The sequence below is a fragment of the Ammonicoccus luteus genome (assembly GCF_050880385.1).
Lineage (GTDB): Bacteria > Actinomycetota > Actinomycetes > Propionibacteriales > Propionibacteriaceae > Enemella.
Map to the genome: position 1 here is coordinate 677,343 of NZ_JBNZCI010000001.1, position 22,514 is coordinate 699,856.

A 22,514-nucleotide genomic window follows, 5' to 3' on the forward strand; every position below is an offset into this window, starting at 1 on the left:
GACTCTCCGACCGGAGTTCCGGCCTGCGGTCCTGACTTCGGGTCAGTCCAGTCGGATGCGTGGGACCGCCGCCAGCAATTCGGCGGTGTACGCCGCAGCGGGCGCGGCGTACACCTCCTCTGTCGGACCCGCCTCCTCGACCTTTCCGCGCCGCAAAACCAGCACCTCGTTGCAGATGTGCCGAACCACCATCAGGTCGTGGCTCACGAACACGAGGGTCAGACCGAAATCATCGACGAGTTCGTCGAGGAGATTGAGGACCTGAGCCCGGACCGAAACGTCCAGGGCCGAAACCGGCTCGTCGGCGATCAGCACCTCGGGGTTGGGCGCGAGCGCCCGGGCGATGGCGATGCGCTGCCGCTGACCACCGGAGAACTCGTGCGGATATCTCCTGCCCGAATCGGCGGGCAGTCCCACGGCGTCGAGCACCTTGGCCAGGCGCCCCTGCTGATCCGTCGGCACGTCCGATCGGGTCCGCAGAAGCCGGGAGCGCAGTGGTTCGCAGATGATGTCGGCCACCGTCATCCGTGGGTTGAGCGACGAGCGCGGGTCCTGGAAGACCATCTGAACCTCGGCCCGCAGGAATCCGAGGCGACGTTCTGGCAGACCCTCGATCGGGCGGCCGTGAAACTTGATCGTGCCGGAAGTCGGCCGATCCAGGGCCGCCATCATGCGGATGAGCGTCGACTTGCCGGAGCCGGACTCCCCCACCACCCCCAGACGGGCGCCCTTCTCGAGCGTGAGGGACAGGTTGTCGACCGCCACGACCGGAGTCCGGCCGGCCGCGTCGAACACCCGCCGCACGTGTTCGAGGACATAGACGGGTTCGCTCATCGCGTGCTCCGGTCGAAGAAGTCGGACACCACGGGCAGCCGCTCCCCCGGCTCGACCTGGTCGAGACGGGCGGTGGCGATGAGGCCGCGGGTATATCCATGCCTGGGCTCGTTGAAGATCTCTCGCGTCGTGCCATGCTCCACGACTTCGCCATCGAGCATGACCATGATCTCGCTGCACACCTGGGACACGACCGCGAGGTCGTGGCTGATGAACAGACAGGCCGCCCCGACGTCGTCCAGAGCGTCGTCCAGCAGCCGCAACACCCGTGCCTGGACGGTGACGTCGAGGGCCGTGGTGGGTTCATCGCAGATGACCAGCGACGGGCGGTTGATCAGCGCCATCGCCAGAACCACCCGCTGGCGCTGGCCGCCCGACAACTGGTGCGGATAGGACGCCGCAACCCGCGCGGGGTCCGCAAGGCCGACCTCCTCCAGAATGCCGAGCACCTCCGCCCGGGCGCGCTGCCGCGCACTGCCGCGCTGGTGCAGCAGCCACACCTCGGCGACCTGCCGGCCCACCTTCATCGTCGGGTCGAGCGCGGTCATGGGTTCCTGGAAGACCATGGTCATCACGTCACCCCGCAACCGGGAGATCGTCCGGTCGGGCCGGCCCACGATCTCCTGGCCCGCCACCCGGATCGAGCCGGTGACCGTGGCCGTCTCGGCCAACAGTCCCATGACGGCCAGAGCCGTCACCGACTTGCCCGACCCGGACTCGCCGATCAGACCAATGCGCTGGCCGCGGGCGAGTGAGAAGTCGATCCCGTGGAGAACCTCTCGCCGCTCCTTGCCGAACGCCACCCGCAGGTCTCGGACTTCGACGAGGGTCTCACCCAAGGGCCGATCGGGATCGGCCCGGAGATCTTGGGGCTCGCGTGGCGGTGTATTCATTGCAGCTCCCGCAGCCTGGGGTCGAGCAGATCGCGCAGGCCGTCACCGAGCAGGTTGAACCCGAGCACCGCCAGCGCGATCGCCAGCCCCGGCCAGAGCGCCTGGAGGGGGTCGGCGAACATGTACGTCTGTGCCTCCCGCAGCATCCGTCCCCAGGTGGGCACCGGCGGGGGCGTACCCAACCCCAGATAGCTCAGCGCCGCCTCCGCCAGGATCGCGATGCCGAACGACACCGACGCCTGCACGCCGATCACCGGGGCGATGTTGGGCAGGACATGGCGCAGGGCGGTCGCGAGCCGGCCGGTGCCGGAAGCCTTCGCCGCCAGGACATAGTCGGAGGCCATCACGCTGAGGGTCGCCGCCCTGGCGACGCGGGCGAACGCGGGGATCGTGGCGATGCCGATTGCCGTCATCGCGGTCCCGGTCGACCCGCCGAATCCGGCCGCAAGGAGGATCGCGAGCAGAAGGGCAGGAAACGCGTAGAGCACGTCCACCCCCCGCATGATCACCTCGCTGATCCAGCTGGGTGCCATGCCGGCCAGCATGCCGAGGGGTACGCCGACGACCGCCGCGATTGCCACCGCGATGATGCCCACCATGAGGCAGATCCGGGCACCGGACATCAGCATCGACACGATGTCGATGCCGTAGTTGTCCGTCCCGAGCAGGTGCGGCCACCCCGGTCCGAGCAACCGGACGTCCGGGCGTACGCGCAGCGGATCGAACGGAGTCCAGAACAGGGCGACGACCGCCACCAGCACGACCAGCCCGACGAGCACGACGCCCGTCCACAGCCCTGCCCGCTTCATCGGGCACCCCGGGCGCGGAGACGGGGGTCGAGCGCGACATACGAGAGATCGACGAGCGCGTTGATCACGAGAACGATGAACACGAGCAGCATGACCGTGCCTTGGACGACGATCATGTCGCGCTGGGACACGGCTTGCAGGAGCATCGACCCCAGGCCGGGCAGGGTGAACACGGACTCGATCACGATCGCGCCCACGAACAGGGTCGAGAACTGCAGGCCCAGCACGGTCACGACCGAGAGCGATGCGTTGCGCAGGCCGTGCCGGATCAACGCCGGGAACTGTCGCCACCCGATCGCGCGGGCGGTCCGGTAATAGTCCTCGGCCAGCACCTCGATGATCGCGGAGCGAACATAGCGAGCAATGACCGCGGCCTGGACGATCGCCAGCGACAGCACGGGCAGGACGAGATGCCGGAGCCACTGCACCGGGCTCGACCAGAACGGCACATAGCCGTTCGCGGGGAACCACCGCAGTTGCACAGCGAAGACATAGATGCCGATGATGCCGGCCCAGAACGCAGGGATCGCCAAGCCGATCTGCGAGAGCCCGGACGCCGCGAAGCCCTCGATGTGCCGCCGGCGCAGGGCTGCGACCATGCCGACAGGCACCGCGAGCACGAGCGCCGCGACCATGCCCCAGAAGACCAGCCAGAACGTCACCGGGAACTTCATGCCGATCTGTTCGGCGACGGGCCGCCGGGTCAGCAGCGAGGTGCCGTAGTCGCCGGTCAACATCCCGCCGACCCACTCGAAATAGCGGACCGGTCCCGGTCGGTCGATGCCCAACTGCTGACGCAGCGCCTCCACGGCCTCCGGCGAGGCGCCCTGCCCGAGCATGACGGTCGCCGCGTCGCCCGGCAACGCCTCACTGATGATGAAGATCAGCACGGATGCCAGCGCGAGGCTGACGACGAACACCACCAATCGGGTGACGATCCACCTGAGCAGGCGCATGGCAGCGGCTCGCCCCCGGGCCCGGCGTCAGCGGGTCGCCATAGTGGTGACGTCGAAGCTCAACGTTGTCGCGTTCTGCGGCACCCCGGTGATGTTCGGCGTGGTGATCACCAGGTTCGGCAACAGGAACAGCCAGTCGGCGGCGGCATCCTGGCTCATGAGCCGGGCGGCTTCCTTGAGCTTGTCGGCCTGCTCTTCCGCCGGTCCCGTGTCGGCCTCGTTGACGAGCCGCTGGAACTCCTCGCTGTTGTAGTGGAAGTAGTAGTCCGGGTTTGCGAAGCGCACGATGTCGCGGGCCTCCACATGGGCGACGATCGACATGTCGTAATCGCCCTGGGTCAGCACCGTGTCCACCCAGCGAGCGGGGAACTCGAGCTGATCGATCTCGGCCTCGATGCCGACCTCTCGCAACTGGGACTGCACGAACTGACCGGCCGAGCCCGCGTACGGCAACGTGGGCAGACGGAGACGAAGGCGGAGATTCTGCACGCCTGCCTCGGCGAGCAGCGCCTTCGCCCGCTCGGGGTCATAGGGGAAATCGCCGGTGCGGTCCTCGAACCACGGATCGGTGGGCGGCACCATGGCGCCGATCAGCTCGCCCTTGCCGGCCCACACGGTGTCGCGCAGCGCCTTCTTGTCGATGGCGTGGCGAATGGCCTGCCGGACCCGAGGATCCTTCAGCCCCTCGGAGCTGTTGTTCATGGACAGCACGACCTCGCCGTTGGTGGTCCCGTCAATCACGGTGAAACGCTCCGTGTCGCTGAACTGCGGCAACGCGGCCGGGGCCTGGAGGTTGGAGATGATGTCCAGATCACCCGCCAGCATCGCGGCATTCATCGCGTTCGGGTCGGTGAAGTAGCGGAAGTTGACGTTCTCGAACCGTGCAGCGGTGGCCCAGTAGTTCGGGTTCTTCACCAGACTCACCGAAGAGTTGGGAATCCAGGTGTCGAGCTGGAAGGGGCCGGACCCGGTCGTCTTGTTCGCGAGGTCATCGGTCGACTCGGAGTCGAACACGATGCCACCGGTGGACGACATGTCCCACAGCCACATGTTGCTCGGCCGGTTGAGGACGACCTCGAGGGTCTTCGCATCGACCGCACGGGCCGACTCGACGACCGACATCTGACGCTTCAGAGTGGCGGTGGTGGTGCCGTCCTGGATCCGCTCAATGCTCCAGACAACGTCCTTGGCCTCAACGGCACGCCCGGAGGCGAACCGCGCGGCGGGATCGATCTGGAAGGTATAGGTCAGGTTGTCCGCCGACACATCCCACCGCTGCGCCAGCAGCGGGCGCAGCCGACCCTCGGAGTCGACTTTCACCAAGGTCTCGTAGACGTTGTAGAGCAACACCTGCGGGATGGCCGCAGCATCGTTCGCGGTCGGGTCGAGCGTCGGCGGGCTGGCCGTGGCCCCGACAGTGAGGTGCGTCTTCGCAGGCCCGTTCTGATTTCCGGGGCCGGCCGGCGAGTCACCCCGCGTTGTGCAGGCGCTCAACAGCAGAGCGGCAACGGCCAGCACGGCCAGAACGAGACGTCCTGCAGGGCGTTTGGTCATCTGACTCGACCTCCGTCGGAGAATTTGGACGCGGATCATCTAACCATGCGCAGCCGCCCAAGGGCAGAGTCTCACCGCCGGCTGAGCGGTATCCGCCGATGCGTTGCCCACGTGCCGGGCCCGACGGGCCATGATGTTGGGGTGGACCGGTTCTCTCTCCAGCGCCTCCGGCTGCGCGCCTTCGACCTGAGCGAGCGATCGTTCAGGTTCGGCCGGGCGGCCCAGCGCCGCGGGGTCGAGCGCTGGCGCAACCGGATCTGGATGATCTCCCAACAGGCGCTGGCAGCCGGCCTCGCGTGGCTGTTCGCCCAGCAGGTGCTTGGGCACTCGATGCCGGTGTTCGCGGCCATCGCGGCGATCCTGACGCTGGGCTCGAGCTTCGGCCAGCGGCTCGGCCGGGCGACCGAGGTGGCCCTCGGCGTCGCGCTCGGCGTGTTCTTCGGGGACCTGTTCGTGCTGCTGTTCGATCGCGGCTGGTGGCAGATCATCGTGGTCGTGGTCCTGGCGATGTCGGTCGCGATCTTCCTCCGCGCGCGGGACCTGATGGTCACCCAGGCCGGCGTACAAGCCGTGGTGGTCGTCGTCATGCCGCTCGGCGACACTGTCTTCACCCGCTGGATCGACGCGTTGATCGGATGCGCGCTGGCGTTGTTGATCGCTCTCGTCGCGCCCACCGGGCCAATCCGGAAACCGAGTGACCTGGCCGCCGGCGTCCTCAACGAATGCGCTGCCGTGCTGGACGAGGTGCATAGCTCCGTGGTCGAGGAGGACCTCGATGCCGGCGACCGCGTCCTCGAGCGTGCCCGAGCGGTCAGCGATCGGATGCAGGGACTGGACGAAGCCGCCGCCGAGGGGCTGGCGGTCGTGCGCTATTCGCCCTTTCTCCGGCGCAACCGCTCCCACATGGTCGACCTCGTCGCCCTCACCGAGCCGCTGGACCGCCTGACGCGCAACGTGCGAGTTCTCGCGCGGCGGGCGGCAGTCGCCATATGGCACGACGAGAAGATGCCGGACAGCTATCTCGAGCTGATGGAACTGGTCGCGCTCGAGATGAGAGCCTGCGCCCGCGAACTCGCCGAGGGTCAACTGCCGGTCGACACGCGGGCCCGGGTGATCGAGCTCGGCACCACCCACATCAATCTCGAGTTGGTCGACGAGATCTCTTCGATCGTGATCCTGGCGCAGCTCCGCTCGATCCTGGTGGATCTTCTGGAGGTGACGGGAATGACGTACGCCGACGCCCGCGACGCCCTGCCCGACCGGCACTGACACCCGAGCAACCGCCCGATTTGCCTTCTCTTGGGACTCGTGTAAGGTTGACCAAGCAACAACGACGCGGGGTGGAGCAGCTCGGTAGCTCGCTGGGCTCATAACCCAGAGGTCACAGGTTCAAATCCTGTCCCCGCTACCAAACGAATCGGCCCCTGACTAGTGGAAACACTCGTCAGGGGCCGATTCACTTACTAGCCCGTGCATCAAAGGTGCAGTCGCCGCTGACTCGTGTGATCCACGGCACGCCCGCCGGGTCAAGCCTCGCGAGCGCAGTTGTCGGCCGGTTCGGGATCTGCCGGGATCCCGAGGTCCCGGACGAGATAGAGCCACGGGAAGGCGCGTACCGCGACGCTCCAGCCGTCGATCTCATACGACTTGGCCAATTTCCGCCACACGACCCGCTTGGTCTCCCACTGCGTGTCGGTCCGCTCGACGAGGTGGTAGAGCATGCCTGCTCCGACCGTACGCCATCCCTGCCGTCCGGCGAGGGCGAGCTCGGGGAGTTCATCCAAAGCGGTAACTGGTCCGAGGCGGCGAAGCTCCTTGCCCTCCGCTGACTCGTTCGCGACCGAGCCGAAGCGCTGCTGAACGGCCTGTCGACTCAACCCGAGGACGTTTCCGATCGCAGCCCACGAGTGACCGTTCATTCGGGCCGCTGAAACGGCCTGCCGCAGCAGGTCCGAGACGACCACGCTCGCGTCGGCCGCGCGCCGAACGAGGACGAGGTGGTCCGGCTCCTCCATGTGCTCATGACCGAGGACGGCCGCTGAGAGGCTGTCCGCGAGCTCGCTGTCAGTCTCGATCACTCGGCCGCCACATCGGGGCGTCGCCAGATCGCCGGCGGTCCTGGATCTCCCGTCCGAAGAAGTATGCGGCTAGCACCATGAGGGCGATTGTCGCGCCTTGGAAGAGACCACGAAAGAAGCCACCCTCGAAGAATCCGGTGGCGAGGTAGGTCCCCAAGCCGAGCAGGAGAAGGACGAAACCGCCCGAGAGGCGCGTCGTGCTTGTGACTTTGCTCATATGTCAAGGCTGCCTTGACTGATGGGCCGTGTCAAGTGCGATACCCGGACCTTCGGACCGACGCCGACCTGTGATCCTGGCCGCAATCGCCCTCACCCGAGGTTGATGCGGGCGGCGATGTCGGCGTACGTCCCCTCGTCGAACGCCACCAGTCGCGCCTCCTCGACGCTCCCGTCGAACGCCCCGAGCACCTCGACCGCGCAGGCGATCGCGTCGTCCTTCGGCCAGCCGTAGATCCCGGCGCTGATCAGCGGGAACGCAATCGTCCGGGCGCCGAGTTCGTCCGCGACCTCGAGCGAGCGCCGATAGCACGACTCCAGAAGTCGGCGGTCACGCTGCCCCGCGCGGTAGTTCGGCCCGACCGTGTGGATGACCCACTTCGCCGCCATGGCACCGGCCGTGGTCCAGCCCGCGTCACCAGTCGCGAGACCGTCCGGGAACCGCTGGATGCAGTCCTCGAGGATGGCCCTGCCGCCCGCACGGTGGATGGCGCCGTCGACCCCTCCCCCACCACGCATGGCGTTATTCGCGGCATTGACGATCGCGTGGACGGCCTGCTGGGTGATGTCGCCTTGGACTGTGGTGATCGTGGTCATGCGTCCGATTATCCCAAAGGGGGTGTATTGGGCGGTTTCCAACGGAAAGGTGTCGGCCGGGTGTGGTTCTATGGCGCGCATGGAATCCGGCCGCTATCCGATCCACGACACCCGCTTGGCCAATGGCCTGCGGGTGATCGTCAGCCCCGACCACCAAGCGCCGGCGGTGGCGTTGAATCTTTGGTATGACGTCGGTTCCCGCCACGAGGAACCCGGTCGGACAGGCTTCGCGCACCTGTTCGAGCACCTGATGTTCCAGGGGTCGGCCAACGTCCAGTCCGGCCAGCACATCGCCCTGATGCAGTCCGCGGGGGCATCGGTCAACGCCACCACCTGGTTCGACCGCACCAACTATTTCGAAGCGCTCCCGACCGGCGGCCTTGAACTGGCGCTGTGGCTGGAGGCCGACCGCATGGCCACGCTCCTCGATGCCGTCGGTCAGGAAAACCTCGACAACCAGCGCGAGGTCGTCAAGGAGGAGAAGCGGCAGCGCTATGACAACGTCCCCTATGGCGATGTCATGGAGCGCTTGGTCGCCCTGACATTCCCGCCGGACCACCCCTATGGACACACGACGATCGGGTCGATGGCAGACCTCGATGCAGCGAGCCTGGACTATGTCCACCACTTCTTCCGGACGCACTATCTGCCGAACAACTGCGTCCTCACTCTCGTCGGCGACATCACGCCCGCCGACGGGGTGACCCTCGTTGAGCGCTACTTCGGTCACATCCCGGCCGGCGAGCTCCCGCCCCCGCCTCCCGAGCCGCAGCTGGGACCGATCAGCGGCCTTCCGCGCGACGAGACGACGGCGCCGGTGCCGGCCGATGCCGCGTACTTCACTTGGCGACTCCCACCACTCGGCACCCGCACCGTCGACGCGGCCGACCTGGCGTTGTTCATCATCGGTGGGAGCCAGACGAGCCGGTTCCACCGGGCGCTTGTTCGCGAGGCCGAGCTGGCGACCGGCGCAGGCTCGTCGGCGCTGCAGCTGATCGGCGGTCACTCGTTCGGGTTCTCGTCGGCGCGAGCGCGCGACGGTGTGGCGCCGGAGCGGTTAGAGGAGGCGATGGTCGCCGAAGTGGACCGGTTCATCGCGGAGGGGCCGACGGCAGAGGAAGTACGCCGAGCGCGCGCACAGTTCGAACGCTCCTGGTTGCAGTCCCTCGCCCGCTTCGAGACCCGCGCCGACCAGCTTTCCGCCGCGGCGACGCTGCTCGATGACCCGGAACGCATCAACACCCGCATCCACACGGTGACCTCGATCGACGGTGACGAGATCCGGGCCGCAGCGGCAGAGCACCTGTCCCCCGACCACCGCGCAACCCTGCTCTATCGCCGGGAGGAGACCCGATGACCACGCCCCGACCGGCATTGCAGCCGCCCGCCGAATGGCACTACCCCGCTGCCCGCGAGGCCACGTTGACCAACGGGATCCGCGTCCTCGTCCACGACATGCCGGGGCAACAGGTCATCTCGGCCATCCTCGTGCTGGACGTGCCGTTGCATCTGGAGGATCGGGCGATCGAGGGCGTCGCCACGGTGTGCGCTCGCGCGCTCGATGAGGGTACGCAGACCCACCCGGGTGACCGCTTCGCCGAGGTGCTGGAGACCGAGGGCGCCGCCTTCGGCGCCAACCAGGCCTATTCGGGCCTCCAGGCCATGATCGACGTCCCGGCGACTCGCTTCGAACCGGCGCTGGAACTGCTGGCCGATGCCGTGCGCCGACCCGAGTTGCGAGACTCCGACTGCACCCGGCACGTCGCCCTGCGCCTGGCCGAACTGGACCAGCAGCGGGCCAACTCGGCCCACTGGGCGTCGTGGGGCTTCCGCGGCGCGGTGTTCGACGAGGGCTCGCGGGTCCAGCGACTTCCCGGTGGTGAGCCGGCGAGCGTCGCTGCGGTCACCCCGGAGGCCGTGCGGGACTTCCACCGCCGTCACTACGGTCCCGCGGGAGCGACTCTGGTCCTGGCCGGGGAATTCCCCAAGGACCCGGTGCCATTGGCCGAGCAGGCGTTCGGGGACTGGATGAACCCGGAGCAGGACCATGTGACCCACCTGGTGCCCGGCGCCGCCGAACCCACTGCCCTCCTGTTGCATCGCCCGGGCGCGGTCCAGGCCGATCTCCGCCTCGGTGGTTTCGGCATCGACCGGCACGATCCGCGCTGGCCCGCGTTCCAGGTCGGGACCTATGCGGTCGGTGGTGCCTTCCTGAGCCGGCTGAACAAGGTGCTGCGCGAGGAACGGGGCTACACCTACGGAGTCGGGCTGCAGAGCGCCCCGTTGCGTCACGGCGGGTCCTTTGCGGTGGCCGGCTCGTTCCGGACCGAGGTGCTCGTGCCCGCACTCGAGGAGGCGCGCGCCCTGCTCGATGTCTCCGAAGCACCTGTGACCGCGGCCGAGGTCACCGATGCCGTGAACTACTTCACCGGTGTCTCGACGCTGCGCTATGCCACCGCCGCCGGAATCGCCGACCAGACGGCTTCGACGGCGCTGCGGGGCTTGCCGCTGGACTACATCGACCGCTATCTGGCCAGCATCCGGGCGACGTCGCCGGACGGAGCCACTGCGGCGTACCGCGACATCATCGACCTCACCAAGCTGACCCTCGTCGTTGCCGGCGACGCCGACGAACTCGCCGATCCACTGGCCGCGGCCGGCTATACCGTCAGCGTCGTCACCGAGTGACCGGGGGCGCTGCATCGCCGGCAACGCCCCGACTCGGTCAGTCGCCGAGCGCCGTCTGCGCCCGCTGCATGGCCGTCCGGGCCTCCTCGATCTTGCGCTGATAGAGCCCCAAGTCCCCGTTCTGCAGGGCCTGCTGTGCCTCGGTGAAGGCGGTGTTGGCCTCGTTGAGCGCCCGGACCGCCGCTGGATTGTCGGCCGGTCGCGGCTCTCCGGGGGTGCCCGGTGTGGCGCCCTCGGTAACGGGGGGCTCGGCCCCCTCCTCCACCTCTCCGGTTGACGCTCCAGCGTCTCCACCGAACACTTGGTCGAGCGCCTCCTGCAGCGTCTCACCGATGCCGACGCGCTCGCCGAACCGCACGGTGACGAACGTCAGCGCGGGATAGGAACCCTGGCCGGCGGCCTTCTGGGTGTAGATCGGCTGGGCATACAGCAACCCACCGCCCAGGGGCAGCGTGAGCAGGTTGCCGTAGACGACCTGCGCAGCGCCTTGGTTGAGATAGGGACGCAGGCGCATGGCGACCGCTTCGTCGGTCACCATGGCGTTGAACGTCTGGTTGGGACCGTCGACCTGCTGCGAGTCGGACATGCGCAGGATCCGCATGCGGCCGTATTCCGGGCTGGCCGTGTCCGCGTTCACCGCCATGAACGCGGCAAGGTTGTTGCGGCCGCGTGGCACGAACACCGTCGTCTGCGAGAAGTGGGCCTGGTTGTCGCCCGGCCACTTGATCGACAGCAGATAGGGGTTCTCCCGCTCGTTGTTCTGGGCGACGGGGTCGTTGGGGATCACCCAGAGGTCGTTCTGCTGGAACCACGCCATCGGATCGGTCACGTGATAGCGACCCAGCACGTCCCGCTGGACCTTGAAGAGATCATCGGGATAGCGCAGGTGTTCCAGCAGCGCCGGCGAGATCTCCGAACGCGGCCGGACAGTCTCGGGATAGGCCTTCTGCCACGTCTGCAAAATTGGGTCGGATTCGTCCCACGCATAGAGCGTCACGCTGCCGTCATAGGCGTCCACCACGGCCTTGACCGAGTTGCGGATGTAGTTGACCCGTGTGTCCGGCTGCACCGTCGTGCCCCGGGTCTGCGTGTCGGAGATCGCCTGGTCCAGCGAGATCCGGTGGGAGTTCGGATAGTTGTTGGACGTGGTGTAGGCGTCCACGACCCACACGATCCGCCCCTCGACCACGGCCGGATAGAGGTTCGAGTCCACGGTCAGCCACGGCGCAGCGGCTTGGACGCGCTCCTTCGGAGTGCGGTTGTAGATGATCTTCGACGCCTCGTTGACACGGCCCGACAACAGGATGTTCACGTCCGCCATGCGGGTCGCATAGAGCAGTCGGTTGAACCAGTTGCCGATCGGCACGCCGCCCTCGCCGGTGTAGGTGTTGCGGCGCTCGCCGCCGCCCTCACCACCACCGGGGGTGTCGAGCTCGACGGGCGGGGTCCCGGCCGGAGCGCCCACGATCGAATAGTCGGCGTGCTGCTCACCGAAATAGATCCGCGCCTGGTGCTCGGGCAGCTTGCCCACGGGCGGAACATCACGGACCAGCCACTCGGGCTCACCACCGGGCTGGCGGCGGTTGCCATAGGACGCGACCATGCCGTGGCCATGCGTATAGACCGTGCGCACGTTGTTCCACGACCGGTCCTGCAGGCCGTCGATGTCGAGCTCGCGGACGGCCACGACCGCATCGGTCTCCTGACCGTCGACGACATAGCGGTCGACGTCGAGCACATTCGCGAATGAATAGAAGCCGCGCACCTGCTGGAGCTGGTCGAACGTCGGCGCGATCACGGCCGGGTCCATGAGACGGATGCCCGGCAGCGCCGCGGCGTCGGCCCGGAGCTGACCCGCGGTGGCCTCCGTCTCGGCGTCGTAGTTGGTGATCTCCACATCGTCGATCCCGTAGGCCTCGCGGGTCGCCTGAATATGGGCCTGGATGAACGGCCGCTCCTTGTCCGGCTCGTTCGGGTTGACCTCGATCGCCTGGACACCAGCCGGATAGATCAGCGTGAGCAGGATGCTCGACACCACGGCCAGGACCAGTGCGGCGACCGGGATCATCCACCGGCGCAGGAACACGTTGGAGAGGAACAGGAGCGCGCAGATCGCGGTGATGATCGCCACGACGAGCGAGGCGGTCACGCGGGCATTCTGATCGGTGAAGCTCATGCCGGTCAGCAACTGGTTGGTGGTCGTCTGATAGCCATAGCGGTCGAGCCACGCGCTGACGGCAAAGCACAGCACCGTGAGCCCGATCAGGATCGACAGGTGCACCTGGGCGGCCCGGGAGGTGGTCCGCCGCTCGCCCTTGGCGACGCGGAGCGCGCCCATCACGTAGTGCACGATTGCCGCCGCGATCGTGGAGAAGACGAGCATGGCGGTGACCATCGCGACGACCCAGCGAAGCCAGGGCAACTCGAAGACATAGAACGACACGTCGAACCCGAAATAGGGATCCTGGACACCGAACGGCGTCCGGTTGAGCCAGGAGAGCCACGTGCCGACCTGGCTTGCGCCGGAGACACCGGCGAACAGCGCGACGACCACGCCGAGGCCGATCATGATCTGGACGAAGCGGGACTCGAGGGTCTCGCGATAGCGCTCCAGCAATTCGCTGGCCATGGGCCCCGGTCGGGTAGTGGGCCGCAGGCGATAGGCCAGCGCGGTGTTGCCGACGATCGCCAGGGCCATGATCAGACCGACGACGAGGAAGAGCACGACCCGGGTGACGAACGTGATCGTGAAGACTTGGGGATAGTTCATCGAGACGAACCACAGGCGGTCCGTCCAGATGCTCGTGAACAGGACGAAGAGCAACACCACCGCCGACACCACGACGAGGGTGGGCAGCAGAGCGCCGCGGCGCCTGGGCGCGGACTCGGTGGGAATCCTGGTCGACGCGCTCAAGTTGTCCTCCTTGAATCCTGGCGAAGGCGATGGCCGGGCTGATCGTGGTCAAGAGTAGCCGCGAGCACCGACACAACCCCCGGAGCGAGATCCGGGCTGCTCAGCAGATCCTCAGGATTGCTGACCAGACGAGCGAAACAGTGCGCCGCCCCGTCCCGGAGAACGCCGACGACAAGTCGCAGATCCTGCCGCTCGGGATGCTCTGCGACGAATCGCTCGGCCTCCGCCGGGTCCGCCGGCAGATCGGCCTCGAACGCGGCCGGCAGGAAGGTCCGCTCGAGCGACAGCGCGCAGCCGGTGACGGCGTCGGGCCACGTGATGCGGCCGAGGACCTGGTGCAAGGCAGACTCTGACGCGGCAGTTCCCTCCCCCGCGCCGACGCTGCGGAAGTCATCCTGTTCGATGGAGCTGAGCGCACCCGGCGGATGCCCTTCGGCGCTGGAACGCAGACCCAGATGTGCCGCCAACTCGGGTTCGGCCGCGATCAGTTCATCTGTGCGCACGAGTGCGAACAGCCTGGCCGGCTGGTCCCAGCCCGCCTCCCCCACGTGGTGCTCGAGCTCGACCAGAGCTGCTACAAGCGCGTCGTCTGTCATGCGGTCCTTCGGTGTCGGGACGCAGATGCGTCCGGTGTCGGATGGACAAGTCGGTTTCTGTGCCCGGCGCCACGGCGTACGCCCGCCCTCAGCATCGCGGCACCTCTGCGGCGCGGGCCGGGTTCCCCAGCGCCTGCAGTCCGGTGACCGCATCCTGCAACGTGTCGACCCGGATCAATTCGAGATCGGTCCGCAGGTCCGCCAGGTCGCGGCAATTGGCGGCGGGCACGAGGAACACCGACGCGTCCGCCCGCTCGGCGCTGGCGATCTTTTCCTGCAGCCCCCCGATCGGTCCCACACGTCCGGCGGGATTGATCCGACCTGTGCCGGCGACCGACCGGCCCTGCAGCACGTCGGCCGGCGCGATCTGGTCATAGATGGCGAGCGCGAACACCAAACCGGCGCTGGGCCCCCCGATGTCGTGACTGATCCCGAAGTTCACGCGCGGCTCATAGCGATAGCCCAAGCCGATCTCCACCCCGATCATCGCGCGGCCCGGCGAGTTGGGGTTCTCGGCGGTGACGACATCGGCGTTCACCAACCGTCCCTCCCGTTCGACAGTGAACCGGATCGGCTCGCCCGCCCGTTGCCCAGTGATGCGGGTCGCGACCTCCTCCGGGGTGGTCACCGCCGCACCGTCCACGGCGAGCACGAGGTCGCCGGGTCGCAGACGCTCGTCGGCGGGACTCGCGACGGTGACCGAAGAGATCATGGGCAGTTGCTCCACCGGCACCTCGGCGGCCCGCAGCGCCGCGACGACCGCGTCCTGCTGCGAGGTGTCCATCATCCTTCGTTCCTCGGCGCGAACCTGCTCGCTGGTCTTGCCCGGGTCATAGACAGCATCGCGCGGCAACGCATCCCTGCGTGGCAGCAGGAAGGCCAGCACCGCCTCAGGCAGACTCGTCCGGGCGTCGGCGCGCGTGACGGCCACGGTGGTCATGTGAAGCTTCCCGTTGGCGGGTTCGGCCGGGATGCCCTCGACCCGGATCATCGGCTGACCTTCATCGTCAGTGGCGAGGATGTCGTATGCGCTGCCCGGGCTATAGACCACGTAGGGCACCGGCAGCACGGCGATCAGCAGGGCCAGAACGACGAATGCGACTGCGGCCGTCAGCGCCAACCAGGTCTGGCGCGTCAGCCGGATCGCTCTCATGGGCAGCCGACCCAGTCCACGCTGCCGTCGGCGTAATGCTGTTCCTTCCAGATCGGCACCTCGGATTTCAGGGTGTCGATGAGGTCCCGGGCCGCGGCGAAGGCATCGGCCCGGTGGACGGCGCCGGCGGCGACGACAACCGCAAGGTCGCCGATCCGCAGGGCGCCCACCCGGTGCTCGGCCGCCACTGCGAGCACCTCGTGGCGGTCGGCGACCTCCCCCACCACGCGGGCGAGTTCGGTCGTGGCACTGGGATGCGCGGAATAGTCCAGGGAGCGCACGGACTTTCCCCCGTCGTGGTCACGGACCAGGCCCACGAACACGGTGAGACCGCCGACGGCGTCCGAACGGACTGCGTCGAGGACCCGATCGACGCTCAACGGCTGATCGGACACTGCGCTGTGGGTCTGCCGGGACTGCTGGGGCTGCACGGGACGACCATACCTGCGCAAAACCGTGTGTGGACGATCGCACGGTGATCGGGACGGCGAAGCGCAGATGAGCCGCGCAGCCCGTGGTCACCTCGGCGGCGCCGGTGGCCGCTGCTTGGCGGGTGCGGTTGAATGGAGGGTACGCAACGACGAGGAGTCAGCTCGATGTCCGACCAGAACGACCCCGGCGACAAGCGCGACCGCGACGGTGACCCGAACGAGAACCCGTTCGAGGCCCTGTTCTCGGGACTCGGCTTCGGCGGCGCGGGTCAACCGGATCTGAACACGATGATGAACCAGGTCCGCCAGATGATGTCCCAGATGGGACTCGGCGGCATGTTCGGTGACCCCGAAGCCCAGCCCACCTCCCAGTGGGAACCGATCCGGGATGTGGCCCGCCGCGTCGTCGCTGCCCAGGGCAGCGATCCCTCGACCTCCGCAACCCAGCTGAGCGAACTGCGTGATGCCGTGCGGCTCGCGGACACCTGGCTCGACGGGGCGACCGCGTTCCCGGCCACCGGCGGCCAGGTGGCCGTGTGGAGCCGTGCGGAGTGGGTCGAACAGACGATGCCGACCTGGCGGCGCCTGATCGAGCCGGTCGCCGATGCGATGAGCGAGGCCATGGCCGACTCCATGTCCGGCGGCGAGGGCCTCGAGGGCGCGTTGCCCGGACTGGATGCCTTCCTGCGGCCGCTGTTGAAGTCGAGTGGCGCCCAAGTGTTCGGCCTCCAAGCCGGCCAAGCGATCGGCACGCTGGCGGCGAGCGTGTTGAGCGCGACCGAAGCCGGCCTCCCGCTGTCCGGCGACGCCGAGCAGACGCTCGCGCTGGTGCCCACAAATGTGGCCGCCTTCGCCGACGGCCTCGACCAGTCCACGGATGACATCCGGCTCTATCTGGCGCTCCGTGAGGTCGCTCGTCAGCGGCTGTTCGCGGCAACGCCGTGGCTCGGACCGCAGTTGCTCACCCTCGTGGAAAGCTATGCGCGCGGCATCCGGATCGATTTGTCCTCCCTGGAATCGGCCATGGGATCGTTCGATCCGACCAACCTCACTCCCGAATCGATGAAGGAGATGAGCGACCAGCTTCAGGGCACTCTCTTCGAACCCCAGCAGACGAATGAGCAGAAAGCCGTTCTCGAACGACTGGAAACGCTGCTCGCCCTCATCGAGGGCTGGGTGGACGAGGTGGTGGCCCAGGCCACCAAGCAGTGGATGCCCAGTGCGACCGCGCTGGCCGAGACCATGCGACGCCGCCGGGCGACGTCCGGCCCGACCGAAGCGACGTTCCAGGCTCTCGTCGGGCTGGAACTGCGTCCTCGCAGGCTGCGTGACGCGGCCAACCTGTGGGCGGCTCTGCGGGAGGCCCGGGGCACCGAGGGCCGGGACGATGTGTGGAACCACCCCGACGTGGTGCCGACAGCCGCCGATCTCGATGACCCGCTGGGATTCGTCAGCGGTGAACGTTCGCCTGCCGCCGCGCCGGTCGACGACCTCGACGCCGAACTCGCCCGCCTGCTGGAGCAGGCCGAGCAGGAACGGGACGCCGAGCGTCGCGGCGACGAGGAGGACCGGGGAGACGACAACACCGGTGGCTGAGCACCCCGCGAGAGCGGCGCTCTCGGCGGACTGCTTGGCCGCGCTGTCGGCGTACGCGCCGGACGAGGCCTCCCAGCGCAGCTTGCGAGACGACTTCGTCGACCACCTGCGGTCCCGCGGGGATGGCTGGTCCCGGTCCTGCCCCGGCGCACACCTCACCGCGAGCGCGATCATCTCGTCGCCCTCAGCGGACCGCTTCCTGCTGATCCGGCACCGCAAGCTCGACCGTTGGCTGCAGACCGGCGGTCACATCGAGGCGACGGATGCGACCCTCTCCGACGCGGCGCTGCGGGAGGCCCGCGAGGAGTCCGGACTGGCCGATCTCGAGCTCGTGCCGGGGATCCTGCATCTGGATCGGCACGACGTGCCATGCGGGACGGTGCGGCCGGCGTACCACCTGGACGTCCGCTATCTCATCCTCGCCCGTTCCCCTGGCCGCCTGACGGCCACGGAGGAAGTCCAGGACGTCCGGTGGTTCGGTCCGGACGAGCTGCCCACGGACGAGGAGTCAGTCACCGTCCTCGTCGACCTCGCCCGCCATCGGCTCGTTCGAGCGGGCGGCCAGACCGGCTGAATAGCCGTTGAGAAAGCCCTTGGCCTCGCTCATGCGGGGGTACGCCTGGAGCAGCGCCCAGAACGCGGGTCCGTGCCCGGACTCGACAAGATGCGCCAGCTCGTGCAGCAGGACGTAGTCGACCACCCAGTCCGGGAAGTCTTTCAACCGGCTCGACAACCGGATCGTGCGCGCCGCAGAGGCGCACGAGCCCCAGCGCTTCCCCTGTGTCTTGGACCAGGTGACCGACACCGGCATCGGGATCGCCGGCACGACAGGGAGCAGATAGGTCTCGCGCAGGGCCAGGGCGCGGGTCAGCAGGGCGCCGTCCGATCGGTCCTGCCGGCGTTTCTCGTGCCTGCGGAGCCGCTCGAGCATGCGCGCGGCCCAGCCGGGTTCATCCGCGCGCGACACGCCGGACGGGAGTTCCAGGACGATGTGGCCGTTATCGCGGAAGATTGCTGCGTTGCGGGTGCGCCGTGGATTGCGGCGGACCACCACGGCTTCGCCGTCGACATGGTGCACGGTCTCGTTGCGACTGGCCATGGCGGCACTCTAGAACCAGGGCGTGTTCGCCTCGTGGACAGTGAGACGAGCGTCACAACACCATCCGTTCATCCCCAGGCCAACTGTTCTCCGACTGAATTTCAGGTAGGGCCATCCACATCTGTCCTTCCTGCATACACAACCAATCCACACACTTGTCCACAGGCCGTGGACAAGTGCAGCCACGGAGGGCTTGACGGCGGCGGTGGGTGGCGCATACCGTCGTTCCCACGGGGCCCTCAGATGGTTCGAGCCGCTCGCAGGGGAAGGCAAGCGGTAACGACTCCCTGAGGGCCCCTTTCATGCCTGTGGATAACCGCCCCACGGATCGCTTGGATTCGGCAGGCTCGTCGTCATGGCCGAACCCCCGCCCTCTCTCCGTCCCCATGTCCCGGTTCTGGACCGAAGCCCCACCGAGCTGCAGGTCGGGCTCGATGAGGGAATCGTCCTGCCCGCCCAGCCCGAGATCCGCGCGGCACTGGCCGGGCTTAACGGCACCCGTCCGCTCGCCCGAGTCGCGCAGGACTCGGGGCTGTCGCGCGGCCAACTGGTCACGCTGATCGGCCACCTGCGGACCGCGGGCCTGTTGGCCGAACCTGTCGATGTGCCTCGGCGGCTGGTGCGACTGCTCGGTGCGGGCGTGCTGGCGCGGGCTTTCGCGGAGGAGTACGCGGCGTCCCCGCCGGGCGAGCTGCAAGTCGTGGATCCGGGGCCGCCGACGCCCGGGCTCTATGTCCATCCGCTGCCCACCGCTGCGGAGACGCTGCGCGCTCATCTGCGAGCCCTGGGGGGCCAACGCATCAGCACGGCCTCGCACTGGTATCGCCCGGAGGGGCCCACGGCCGACATCACCGTGATCGCGTTCGACCGACTCGAGTGCGACCGGGCCATCACGGACACCCTGCTCCGCGCCGATCAGCCGCACCTGTTCGTGCGCCCGCTGCCGGACGGCGCGATCGTCGGGCCGCTGGTGGTGCCGGGGTCGACCTGCTGCACGCGCTGCATGGACCTCGTGCGGACCCGCGACCGGGCCTGGCCACGGTTGCTCGCGCAACTGTGCCTCGCCGAGTGCCGACCGCCCCAAGAAGTGCTGCGCTGGGCCGCGGCGACGGCGGTGCTGCAGGTGCGGGCCTGGCTGTCCGGCGGCCAACCCGAAGCCGTGGGGTCGACACTAGAGATCCGCACGGACAGCTGGGTGATTGCCCAACGGCACTGGCCGTTCCACCCGGACTGCGGGTGTTCCGAACTCCAGGGCTCCGGGTGAGCCGAAACCGTGCAACCTCGCCGAACGGGCACAATGGGCGCATGGCTCGACCCTCTGCGTCCGATCCCGACCCCCACGTGAGCGGCTCTGCGTTCCGCAGAGGCTCCCGCCTGCTGTCCTTGCCGTTCGGAGTGGCGGGCAGGGCCACAAAGGGGCTCGGGCGGCGCTTGGCCGGCACGAGCGCCGAGACGGTGAGCGCGCAGCTGAGGGCCGAAACTGCTGAACAACTGTTCCGCGTGCTGGGCGAGCTCAAGGGCGGTGCGATGAAGTTCGGTCAGGTGCTGAGCCTGTTCGAGGTCATGCTGCCCGAGGACATCGCCGGACCCTATCGGGTGCAACTGCGCAAGCTGCAGGACTCGGCGCCACCGATGCCGACGTCGCGGGTGCATGCTGTGCTCGCCCGCGAGTTCGGCGAGGGGTGGCGTGACCTGTTCAGCGACTTCTCCGCCCGACCGACCGCGGCTGCGTCGATCGGCCAGGTGCACAAGGCGGTGTGGGCCGAGACCGGCGAGGCAGTCGCGGTGAAGGTCCAATATCCGGGTGCAGACAAGGCACTGGAGAGCGACCTGAAGCAGCTCTCCCGGATCACGGGTCTCATCTCGCCACTGACCGGAGGGATCGAAGTCAAGCCGCTCATCGAGGAGATCGTGGATCGGATCCTGGAGGAAACCGACTACAACCTCGAGTCCGAACACCAGCAACAGGCGGCCGAGGGATTCAGCGGTCATCCCGAGTTCAAGGTGCCGAGGGTGCTCACGCACACGCCCCGGGCCATGGTGAGCGAGTGGATCGAGGGTGTCGCGCTGTCCACGGTCGCTGATCGGCCCGAGGCGGAGCGGAACGAGTTGGGGTTGAGGTATGTGAAGTTCCTCTTCGCCGGACCGTCCGTCGCCGGCCTCCTCCACGCTGACCCGCATCCCGGCAACTTCAAGGTGATGCCCGACGGCAGACTCGGCGTCGTGGACTGGGGGCTGGTGTCACGGTTGCCCGACGGGTTGCCGCCGGCCATGGGCCGTCTGCTCCGCATCGCGGTGCGGGGCGGTGCGCACGAAGTCACCGAGGGCCTCAAACAAGAAGGCTTCATCGCGCGCAATGCCGGCGACATCGACCCGACCGAACTGCTCGACTATTTGAGCCCGTTCCTGGAGCCGGCGGAGGTCGAGGAGTTCCACTTCACGCGGTCGTGGATGCAGCGGGAGTTCAAACGTGTGGGCGACACCAAGGCCAGCGGGACCCTGCTGCAGCAACTGAATCTGCCGCCTTCCTATGCCCTGATCCACCGGGTCTGGCTGGGCGGCATCGCCGTGCTATCCCAGCTTGATGTCCGGGCGAGCTTCCGCTCCATCCTGGACGAATATCTGCCGGAATGGCAGGAGCGCTGACCTTGGGGGTCAGCGCTCCTGGCGTCCGTTTTCACGCGGCACGATGGACCCGCCGGTCCGCGCCGACCCGGCGCACCGGCGACCCGAGTTCGGCGGGCGGGATCGGCACGACCGGAACGGGGTGCTTGCGCGGGCGGCCACGGGGCCTCTTGCGCGCAACGATCTCACCGTTGACGATGAGCTCGCCGCCCCAGACGCCGCAGGCCTCTCGACGGCGCAACGCACCGTCGAGGCACTCGGCGCGCGCGGGGCAGTCGGCGCACAGGGTCTTCGCGAACTCGATCTCGGCGGGCGCCTCGGCGAAGAAGACTTCCGGGTCGACCAAGTGGCACGGCAGCGATGCCGATATCGCGTCCTCGTCAATCAGGGCGGCGATCATGGTGTGTTTCTCCTCGGATGTTGCCTGCTGGTCCGGGAAACACAAAGGCCGTGAATCCCGGTCTGGGTTCACGGCCTGCAGGCGAAACGGAGAGCTATCCGTGTTTGGCTCGCGGGCGTGGCACCAGAGGGTTGACAGAGAGATGAGCAAAATGGACGTGGCCGTTGGCGGCGAAATCGCGGGGCTGACCGTGCAGCCGTCGCCAACCGAAGCAGCGTTCGCGATAGTCGATGCGCGTGGGGACGCCACAGGACACCAACTGCTCCATCTCCGGCTGCGCTGTGATGTTCAGCATCGGTGTCCCTCCTCTCCACAACTCGGCCTGGCCCTCTCCGGGTCCGGCGTGCCCACGTCAGCAGGCGGAATCTACCTTACGATTCGTCGCAGATTTTCTGCAACATATTTTTGACTAGGGGTTTCACCCCTTTTTCTGTCTGATCAGTTCAGGATGAACAGCGGCAAGCAGACCGCGAGGAACGCGATCACCGCAGCGGCGATGACACCGAGCGTGATCAGACCCTGCATGGAGTCCGAATCGTCCTCGGTGTCCCAGCCGGTCTGGGTGGCCGACTCCTGGAGCTTCTTCTCGGACATGGGAGGCTTCCTTCCGGATCAGGACTGGGTCAGTCGGATGACATCGGCGACGAGCGCGATCGTCAGCACGATGAAGACGGCGGCCATGAACCACGTATAGGTCCATTTCGATCGGTGGTCGGCGACCCAGAACCTGCGTACGCCCAGGGCTCCGCTCACATAGGCCACGAGCACCAGCGCAATCCCCACCGGCGCGGCGACGACGCCGGCGATGCTCACGAGCGGCACCAGCAGCGGGATCGCGACATAGGTGGCCAAGCACCGGATGCCCGAGATCACCACCGAGACACGGAACGCGCGGTGCGCGGAGAGACTGGCCTTCTTGTCCACCGTCGAGACCCGCAGCAGCCGACGCATTCGGCGTTCGGCGGTGCTGTGAGAAGGGGCGGCGGGTGATTCGGTCACCGGCAGCGGTCCACGGCTGTGCGGGAGCGCGGCCCGATCGCTGTCGGCGGAGGTCGGAGCCGCGTGCTGAGCCATG

The 22,514-nt window shown here is 67.8% G+C and carries 24 protein-coding genes and 1 tRNA gene; 8 read left to right on the forward strand and 17 right to left on the reverse strand.

Translation table 11 applies throughout. The features are described 5' to 3' along the window. Positions 1-42: 42 nt before the first annotated feature. Genes ACQ260_RS03180 through ACQ260_RS03200 form a run of 5 tightly spaced genes read right to left on the reverse strand, consistent with a single transcriptional unit; the run spans position 43 to position 5,046 of the window. Complete coding sequence (locus ACQ260_RS03180; protein ID WP_432557943.1) at positions 43-834, reverse strand: ABC transporter ATP-binding protein; 792 nt, start codon at positions 832-834, stop codon at positions 43-45. Then, positions 831-1,727 (reverse strand): ABC transporter ATP-binding protein, encoded by an 897-nt coding sequence (locus tag ACQ260_RS03185; protein ID WP_432557944.1) that lies wholly within the window; start codon positions 1,725-1,727, stop codon positions 831-833. Before ACQ260_RS03185 ends, ACQ260_RS03180 begins: the two co-directional genes overlap by 4 nt. After that, entirely contained in the window at positions 1,724-2,536 is an 813-nt protein-coding gene (locus ACQ260_RS03190; protein WP_432557945.1) for an ABC transporter permease, read from the reverse strand. The genes ACQ260_RS03185 and ACQ260_RS03190 overlap by 4 nt, the downstream gene beginning before the upstream one ends. After that, a complete protein-coding gene (locus ACQ260_RS03195; RefSeq protein ID WP_432557946.1) occupies positions 2,533-3,492 on the reverse strand; it encodes an ABC transporter permease in 960 nt (319 codons plus the stop codon). Before ACQ260_RS03195 ends, ACQ260_RS03190 begins: the two co-directional genes overlap by 4 nt. Positions 3,493-3,519: 27 nt before the next feature. After that, the gene (locus ACQ260_RS03200) at positions 3,520-5,046 is read right to left on the reverse strand and encodes an ABC transporter substrate-binding protein (RefSeq protein WP_432557947.1); all 1,527 of its coding nucleotides are present in this window, start codon (positions 5,044-5,046) and stop codon (positions 3,520-3,522) included. Between the two features lie 141 nt (positions 5,047-5,187). On the opposite strand from ACQ260_RS03200, the gene ACQ260_RS03205 reads away from it, so the two are divergent. Both ACQ260_RS03205 and ACQ260_RS03210 read left to right on the forward strand, forming a co-directional pair. After that, entirely contained in the window at positions 5,188-6,315 is a 1,128-nt protein-coding gene (locus ACQ260_RS03205) for an FUSC family protein (protein WP_432557948.1), read from the forward strand. Between the two features lie 65 nt (positions 6,316-6,380). Then, positions 6,381-6,457, forward strand: a tRNA-Met gene (locus ACQ260_RS03210). A 115-nt stretch (positions 6,458-6,572) separates the two neighbouring features. Here ACQ260_RS03210 and ACQ260_RS03215 read toward each other — a convergent pair. The 3 genes from ACQ260_RS03215 to ACQ260_RS03225 form a co-directional block, all read right to left on the reverse strand. Continuing rightward, the gene (locus ACQ260_RS03215) at positions 6,573-7,124 is read right to left on the reverse strand and encodes a hypothetical protein (RefSeq protein ID WP_432557949.1); all 552 of its coding nucleotides are present in this window, start codon (positions 7,122-7,124) and stop codon (positions 6,573-6,575) included. After that, a complete protein-coding gene (locus ACQ260_RS03220; RefSeq protein ID WP_432557950.1) occupies positions 7,111-7,341 on the reverse strand; it encodes a hypothetical protein in 231 nt (76 codons plus the stop codon). Before ACQ260_RS03220 ends, ACQ260_RS03215 begins: the two co-directional genes overlap by 14 nt. Positions 7,342-7,433: 92 nt before the next feature. Beyond that, positions 7,434-7,937 (reverse strand): O-acetyl-ADP-ribose deacetylase, encoded by a 504-nt coding sequence (locus ACQ260_RS03225; protein WP_432557951.1) that lies wholly within the window; start codon positions 7,935-7,937, stop codon positions 7,434-7,436. A 70-nt stretch (positions 7,938-8,007) separates the two neighbouring features. Here ACQ260_RS03225 and ACQ260_RS03230 point away from each other — a divergent pair, with 70 nt between their 5' ends. Both ACQ260_RS03230 and ACQ260_RS03235 read left to right on the forward strand, forming a co-directional pair. Beyond that, positions 8,008-9,294 (forward strand): M16 family metallopeptidase, encoded by a 1,287-nt coding sequence (locus ACQ260_RS03230; protein ID WP_432557952.1) that lies wholly within the window; start codon positions 8,008-8,010, stop codon positions 9,292-9,294. Next, on the forward strand, positions 9,291-10,625 hold the full coding sequence (locus tag ACQ260_RS03235; RefSeq protein WP_432557953.1) for a M16 family metallopeptidase: 1,335 nt from the start codon (positions 9,291-9,293) through the stop codon (positions 10,623-10,625). The genes ACQ260_RS03230 and ACQ260_RS03235 overlap by 4 nt, the downstream gene beginning before the upstream one ends. Positions 10,626-10,662: 37 nt before the next feature. Here ACQ260_RS03235 and ACQ260_RS03240 read toward each other — a convergent pair whose 3' ends face one another. The 4 genes from ACQ260_RS03240 to ACQ260_RS03255 all read right to left on the reverse strand — a co-directional run bounded on the left by ACQ260_RS03240 (position 10,663) and on the right by ACQ260_RS03255 (position 15,719). Continuing rightward, positions 10,663-13,539: a UPF0182 family membrane protein gene (locus ACQ260_RS03240; protein ID WP_432557954.1), complete on the reverse strand. Its 2,877-nt coding sequence runs from the start codon at positions 13,537-13,539 to the stop codon at positions 10,663-10,665. Next, the gene (locus ACQ260_RS03245; protein ID WP_432557955.1) at positions 13,536-14,135 is read right to left on the reverse strand and encodes a PPA1309 family protein; all 600 of its coding nucleotides are present in this window, start codon (positions 14,133-14,135) and stop codon (positions 13,536-13,538) included. Before ACQ260_RS03245 ends, ACQ260_RS03240 begins: the two co-directional genes overlap by 4 nt. 88 nt (positions 14,136-14,223) lie before the next feature. Further along, positions 14,224-15,288, reverse strand: a complete 1,065-nt coding sequence (locus ACQ260_RS03250) for a YlbL family protein (protein WP_432557956.1) — start codon at positions 15,286-15,288, stop codon at positions 14,224-14,226. Next, the gene (locus tag ACQ260_RS03255; protein ID WP_432557957.1) at positions 15,285-15,719 is read right to left on the reverse strand and encodes a molybdenum cofactor biosynthesis protein MoaE; all 435 of its coding nucleotides are present in this window, start codon (positions 15,717-15,719) and stop codon (positions 15,285-15,287) included. Before ACQ260_RS03255 ends, ACQ260_RS03250 begins: the two co-directional genes overlap by 4 nt. Before the next feature lie 288 nt (positions 15,720-16,007). Between ACQ260_RS03255 and ACQ260_RS03260 the strand changes: the two genes are divergently transcribed. Then, positions 16,008-17,315, forward strand: a complete 1,308-nt coding sequence (locus ACQ260_RS03260) for a zinc-dependent metalloprotease (RefSeq protein WP_432558359.1) — start codon at positions 16,008-16,010, stop codon at positions 17,313-17,315. Further along, on the forward strand, positions 17,308-17,889 hold the full coding sequence (locus ACQ260_RS03265; RefSeq protein WP_432557958.1) for an NUDIX hydrolase: 582 nt from the start codon (positions 17,308-17,310) through the stop codon (positions 17,887-17,889). Before ACQ260_RS03260 ends, ACQ260_RS03265 begins: the two co-directional genes overlap by 8 nt. Here the strand turns inward: ACQ260_RS03265 and ACQ260_RS03270 are convergent. Then, positions 17,824-18,414 carry a M48 family metallopeptidase gene (locus ACQ260_RS03270; protein WP_432557959.1) on the reverse strand — a complete coding sequence of 197 codons (591 nt, stop codon included), beginning with the start codon at positions 18,412-18,414 and terminating at the stop codon, positions 17,824-17,826. The two genes, ACQ260_RS03265 and ACQ260_RS03270, sit on opposite strands and share 66 nt — an antisense overlap. A gap of 355 nt (positions 18,415-18,769) precedes the next feature. Between ACQ260_RS03270 and ACQ260_RS03275 the strand changes: the two genes are divergently transcribed. Then, complete coding sequence (locus ACQ260_RS03275; protein ID WP_432557960.1) at positions 18,770-19,678, forward strand: hypothetical protein; 909 nt, start codon at positions 18,770-18,772, stop codon at positions 19,676-19,678. Positions 19,679-19,719: 41 nt separating this feature from the next. After that, positions 19,720-21,060 (forward strand): ABC1 kinase family protein, encoded by a 1,341-nt coding sequence (locus ACQ260_RS03280; protein WP_432557961.1) that lies wholly within the window; start codon positions 19,720-19,722, stop codon positions 21,058-21,060. Between the two features lie 31 nt (positions 21,061-21,091). On the opposite strand, the gene ACQ260_RS03285 is transcribed toward ACQ260_RS03280, so the two are convergent. The 4 genes from ACQ260_RS03285 to ACQ260_RS03300 all read right to left on the reverse strand — a co-directional run bounded on the left by ACQ260_RS03285 (position 21,092) and on the right by ACQ260_RS03300 (position 22,513). Next, a complete protein-coding gene (locus ACQ260_RS03285; RefSeq protein WP_432557962.1) occupies positions 21,092-21,439 on the reverse strand; it encodes a WhiB family transcriptional regulator in 348 nt (115 codons plus the stop codon). 94 nt (positions 21,440-21,533) lie between these two features. Then, entirely contained in the window at positions 21,534-21,734 is a 201-nt protein-coding gene (locus ACQ260_RS03290) for a hypothetical protein (RefSeq protein WP_432557963.1), read from the reverse strand. 143 nt (positions 21,735-21,877) lie between these two features. Next, positions 21,878-22,033 (reverse strand): hypothetical protein, encoded by a 156-nt coding sequence (locus tag ACQ260_RS03295; protein ID WP_432557964.1) that lies wholly within the window; start codon positions 22,031-22,033, stop codon positions 21,878-21,880. Between the two features lie 18 nt (positions 22,034-22,051). Further along, positions 22,052-22,513 (reverse strand): hypothetical protein, encoded by a 462-nt coding sequence (locus ACQ260_RS03300; protein ID WP_432557965.1) that lies wholly within the window; start codon positions 22,511-22,513, stop codon positions 22,052-22,054. Between the last annotated feature and the right edge of the window lies 1 nt (position 22,514).

Bases quoted from the DNA above. Each gene is read 5' to 3' on its own strand.
- ACQ260_RS03180 (WP_432557943.1), bottom strand. From the start codon at position 834: ATGAGCGAACCCGTCTATGTCCTCGAACACGTGCGGCGGGTGTTCGAC.
- ACQ260_RS03185 (WP_432557944.1), bottom strand. From the start codon at position 1,727: ATGAATACACCGCCACGCGAGCCCCAAGATCTCCGGGCCGATCCCGAT.
- ACQ260_RS03190 (WP_432557945.1), bottom strand. From the start codon at position 2,536: ATGAAGCGGGCAGGGCTGTGGACGGGCGTCGTGCTCGTCGGGCTGGTC.
- ACQ260_RS03195 (WP_432557946.1), bottom strand. From the start codon at position 3,492: ATGCGCCTGCTCAGGTGGATCGTCACCCGATTGGTGGTGTTCGTCGTC.
- ACQ260_RS03200 (WP_432557947.1), bottom strand. From the start codon at position 5,046: ATGACCAAACGCCCTGCAGGACGTCTCGTTCTGGCCGTGCTGGCCGTT.
- ACQ260_RS03220 (WP_432557950.1), bottom strand. From the start codon at position 7,341: ATGAGCAAAGTCACAAGCACGACGCGCCTCTCGGGCGGTTTCGTCCTT.
- ACQ260_RS03225 (WP_432557951.1), bottom strand. From the start codon at position 7,937: ATGACCACGATCACCACAGTCCAAGGCGACATCACCCAGCAGGCCGTC.
- ACQ260_RS03230 (WP_432557952.1), top strand. From the start codon at position 8,008: ATGGCGCGCATGGAATCCGGCCGCTATCCGATCCACGACACCCGCTTG.
- ACQ260_RS03235 (WP_432557953.1), top strand. From the start codon at position 9,291: ATGACCACGCCCCGACCGGCATTGCAGCCGCCCGCCGAATGGCACTAC.
- ACQ260_RS03245 (WP_432557955.1), bottom strand. From the start codon at position 14,135: ATGACAGACGACGCGCTTGTAGCAGCTCTGGTCGAGCTCGAGCACCAC.
- ACQ260_RS03250 (WP_432557956.1), bottom strand. From the start codon at position 15,288: ATGAGAGCGATCCGGCTGACGCGCCAGACCTGGTTGGCGCTGACGGCC.
- ACQ260_RS03260 (WP_432558359.1), top strand. From the start codon at position 16,008: ATGATGAACCAGGTCCGCCAGATGATGTCCCAGATGGGACTCGGCGGC.
- ACQ260_RS03270 (WP_432557959.1), bottom strand. From the start codon at position 18,414: ATGGCCAGTCGCAACGAGACCGTGCACCATGTCGACGGCGAAGCCGTG.
- ACQ260_RS03275 (WP_432557960.1), top strand. From the start codon at position 18,770: ATGGCCGAACCCCCGCCCTCTCTCCGTCCCCATGTCCCGGTTCTGGAC.
- ACQ260_RS03280 (WP_432557961.1), top strand. From the start codon at position 19,720: ATGGCTCGACCCTCTGCGTCCGATCCCGACCCCCACGTGAGCGGCTCT.
- ACQ260_RS03285 (WP_432557962.1), bottom strand. From the start codon at position 21,439: ATGATCGCCGCCCTGATTGACGAGGACGCGATATCGGCATCGCTGCCG.
- ACQ260_RS03290 (WP_432557963.1), bottom strand. From the start codon at position 21,734: ATGCTGAACATCACAGCGCAGCCGGAGATGGAGCAGTTGGTGTCCTGT.
- ACQ260_RS03295 (WP_432557964.1), bottom strand. From the start codon at position 22,033: ATGTCCGAGAAGAAGCTCCAGGAGTCGGCCACCCAGACCGGCTGGGAC.
- ACQ260_RS03300 (WP_432557965.1), bottom strand. From the start codon at position 22,513: ATGGCTCAGCACGCGGCTCCGACCTCCGCCGACAGCGATCGGGCCGCG.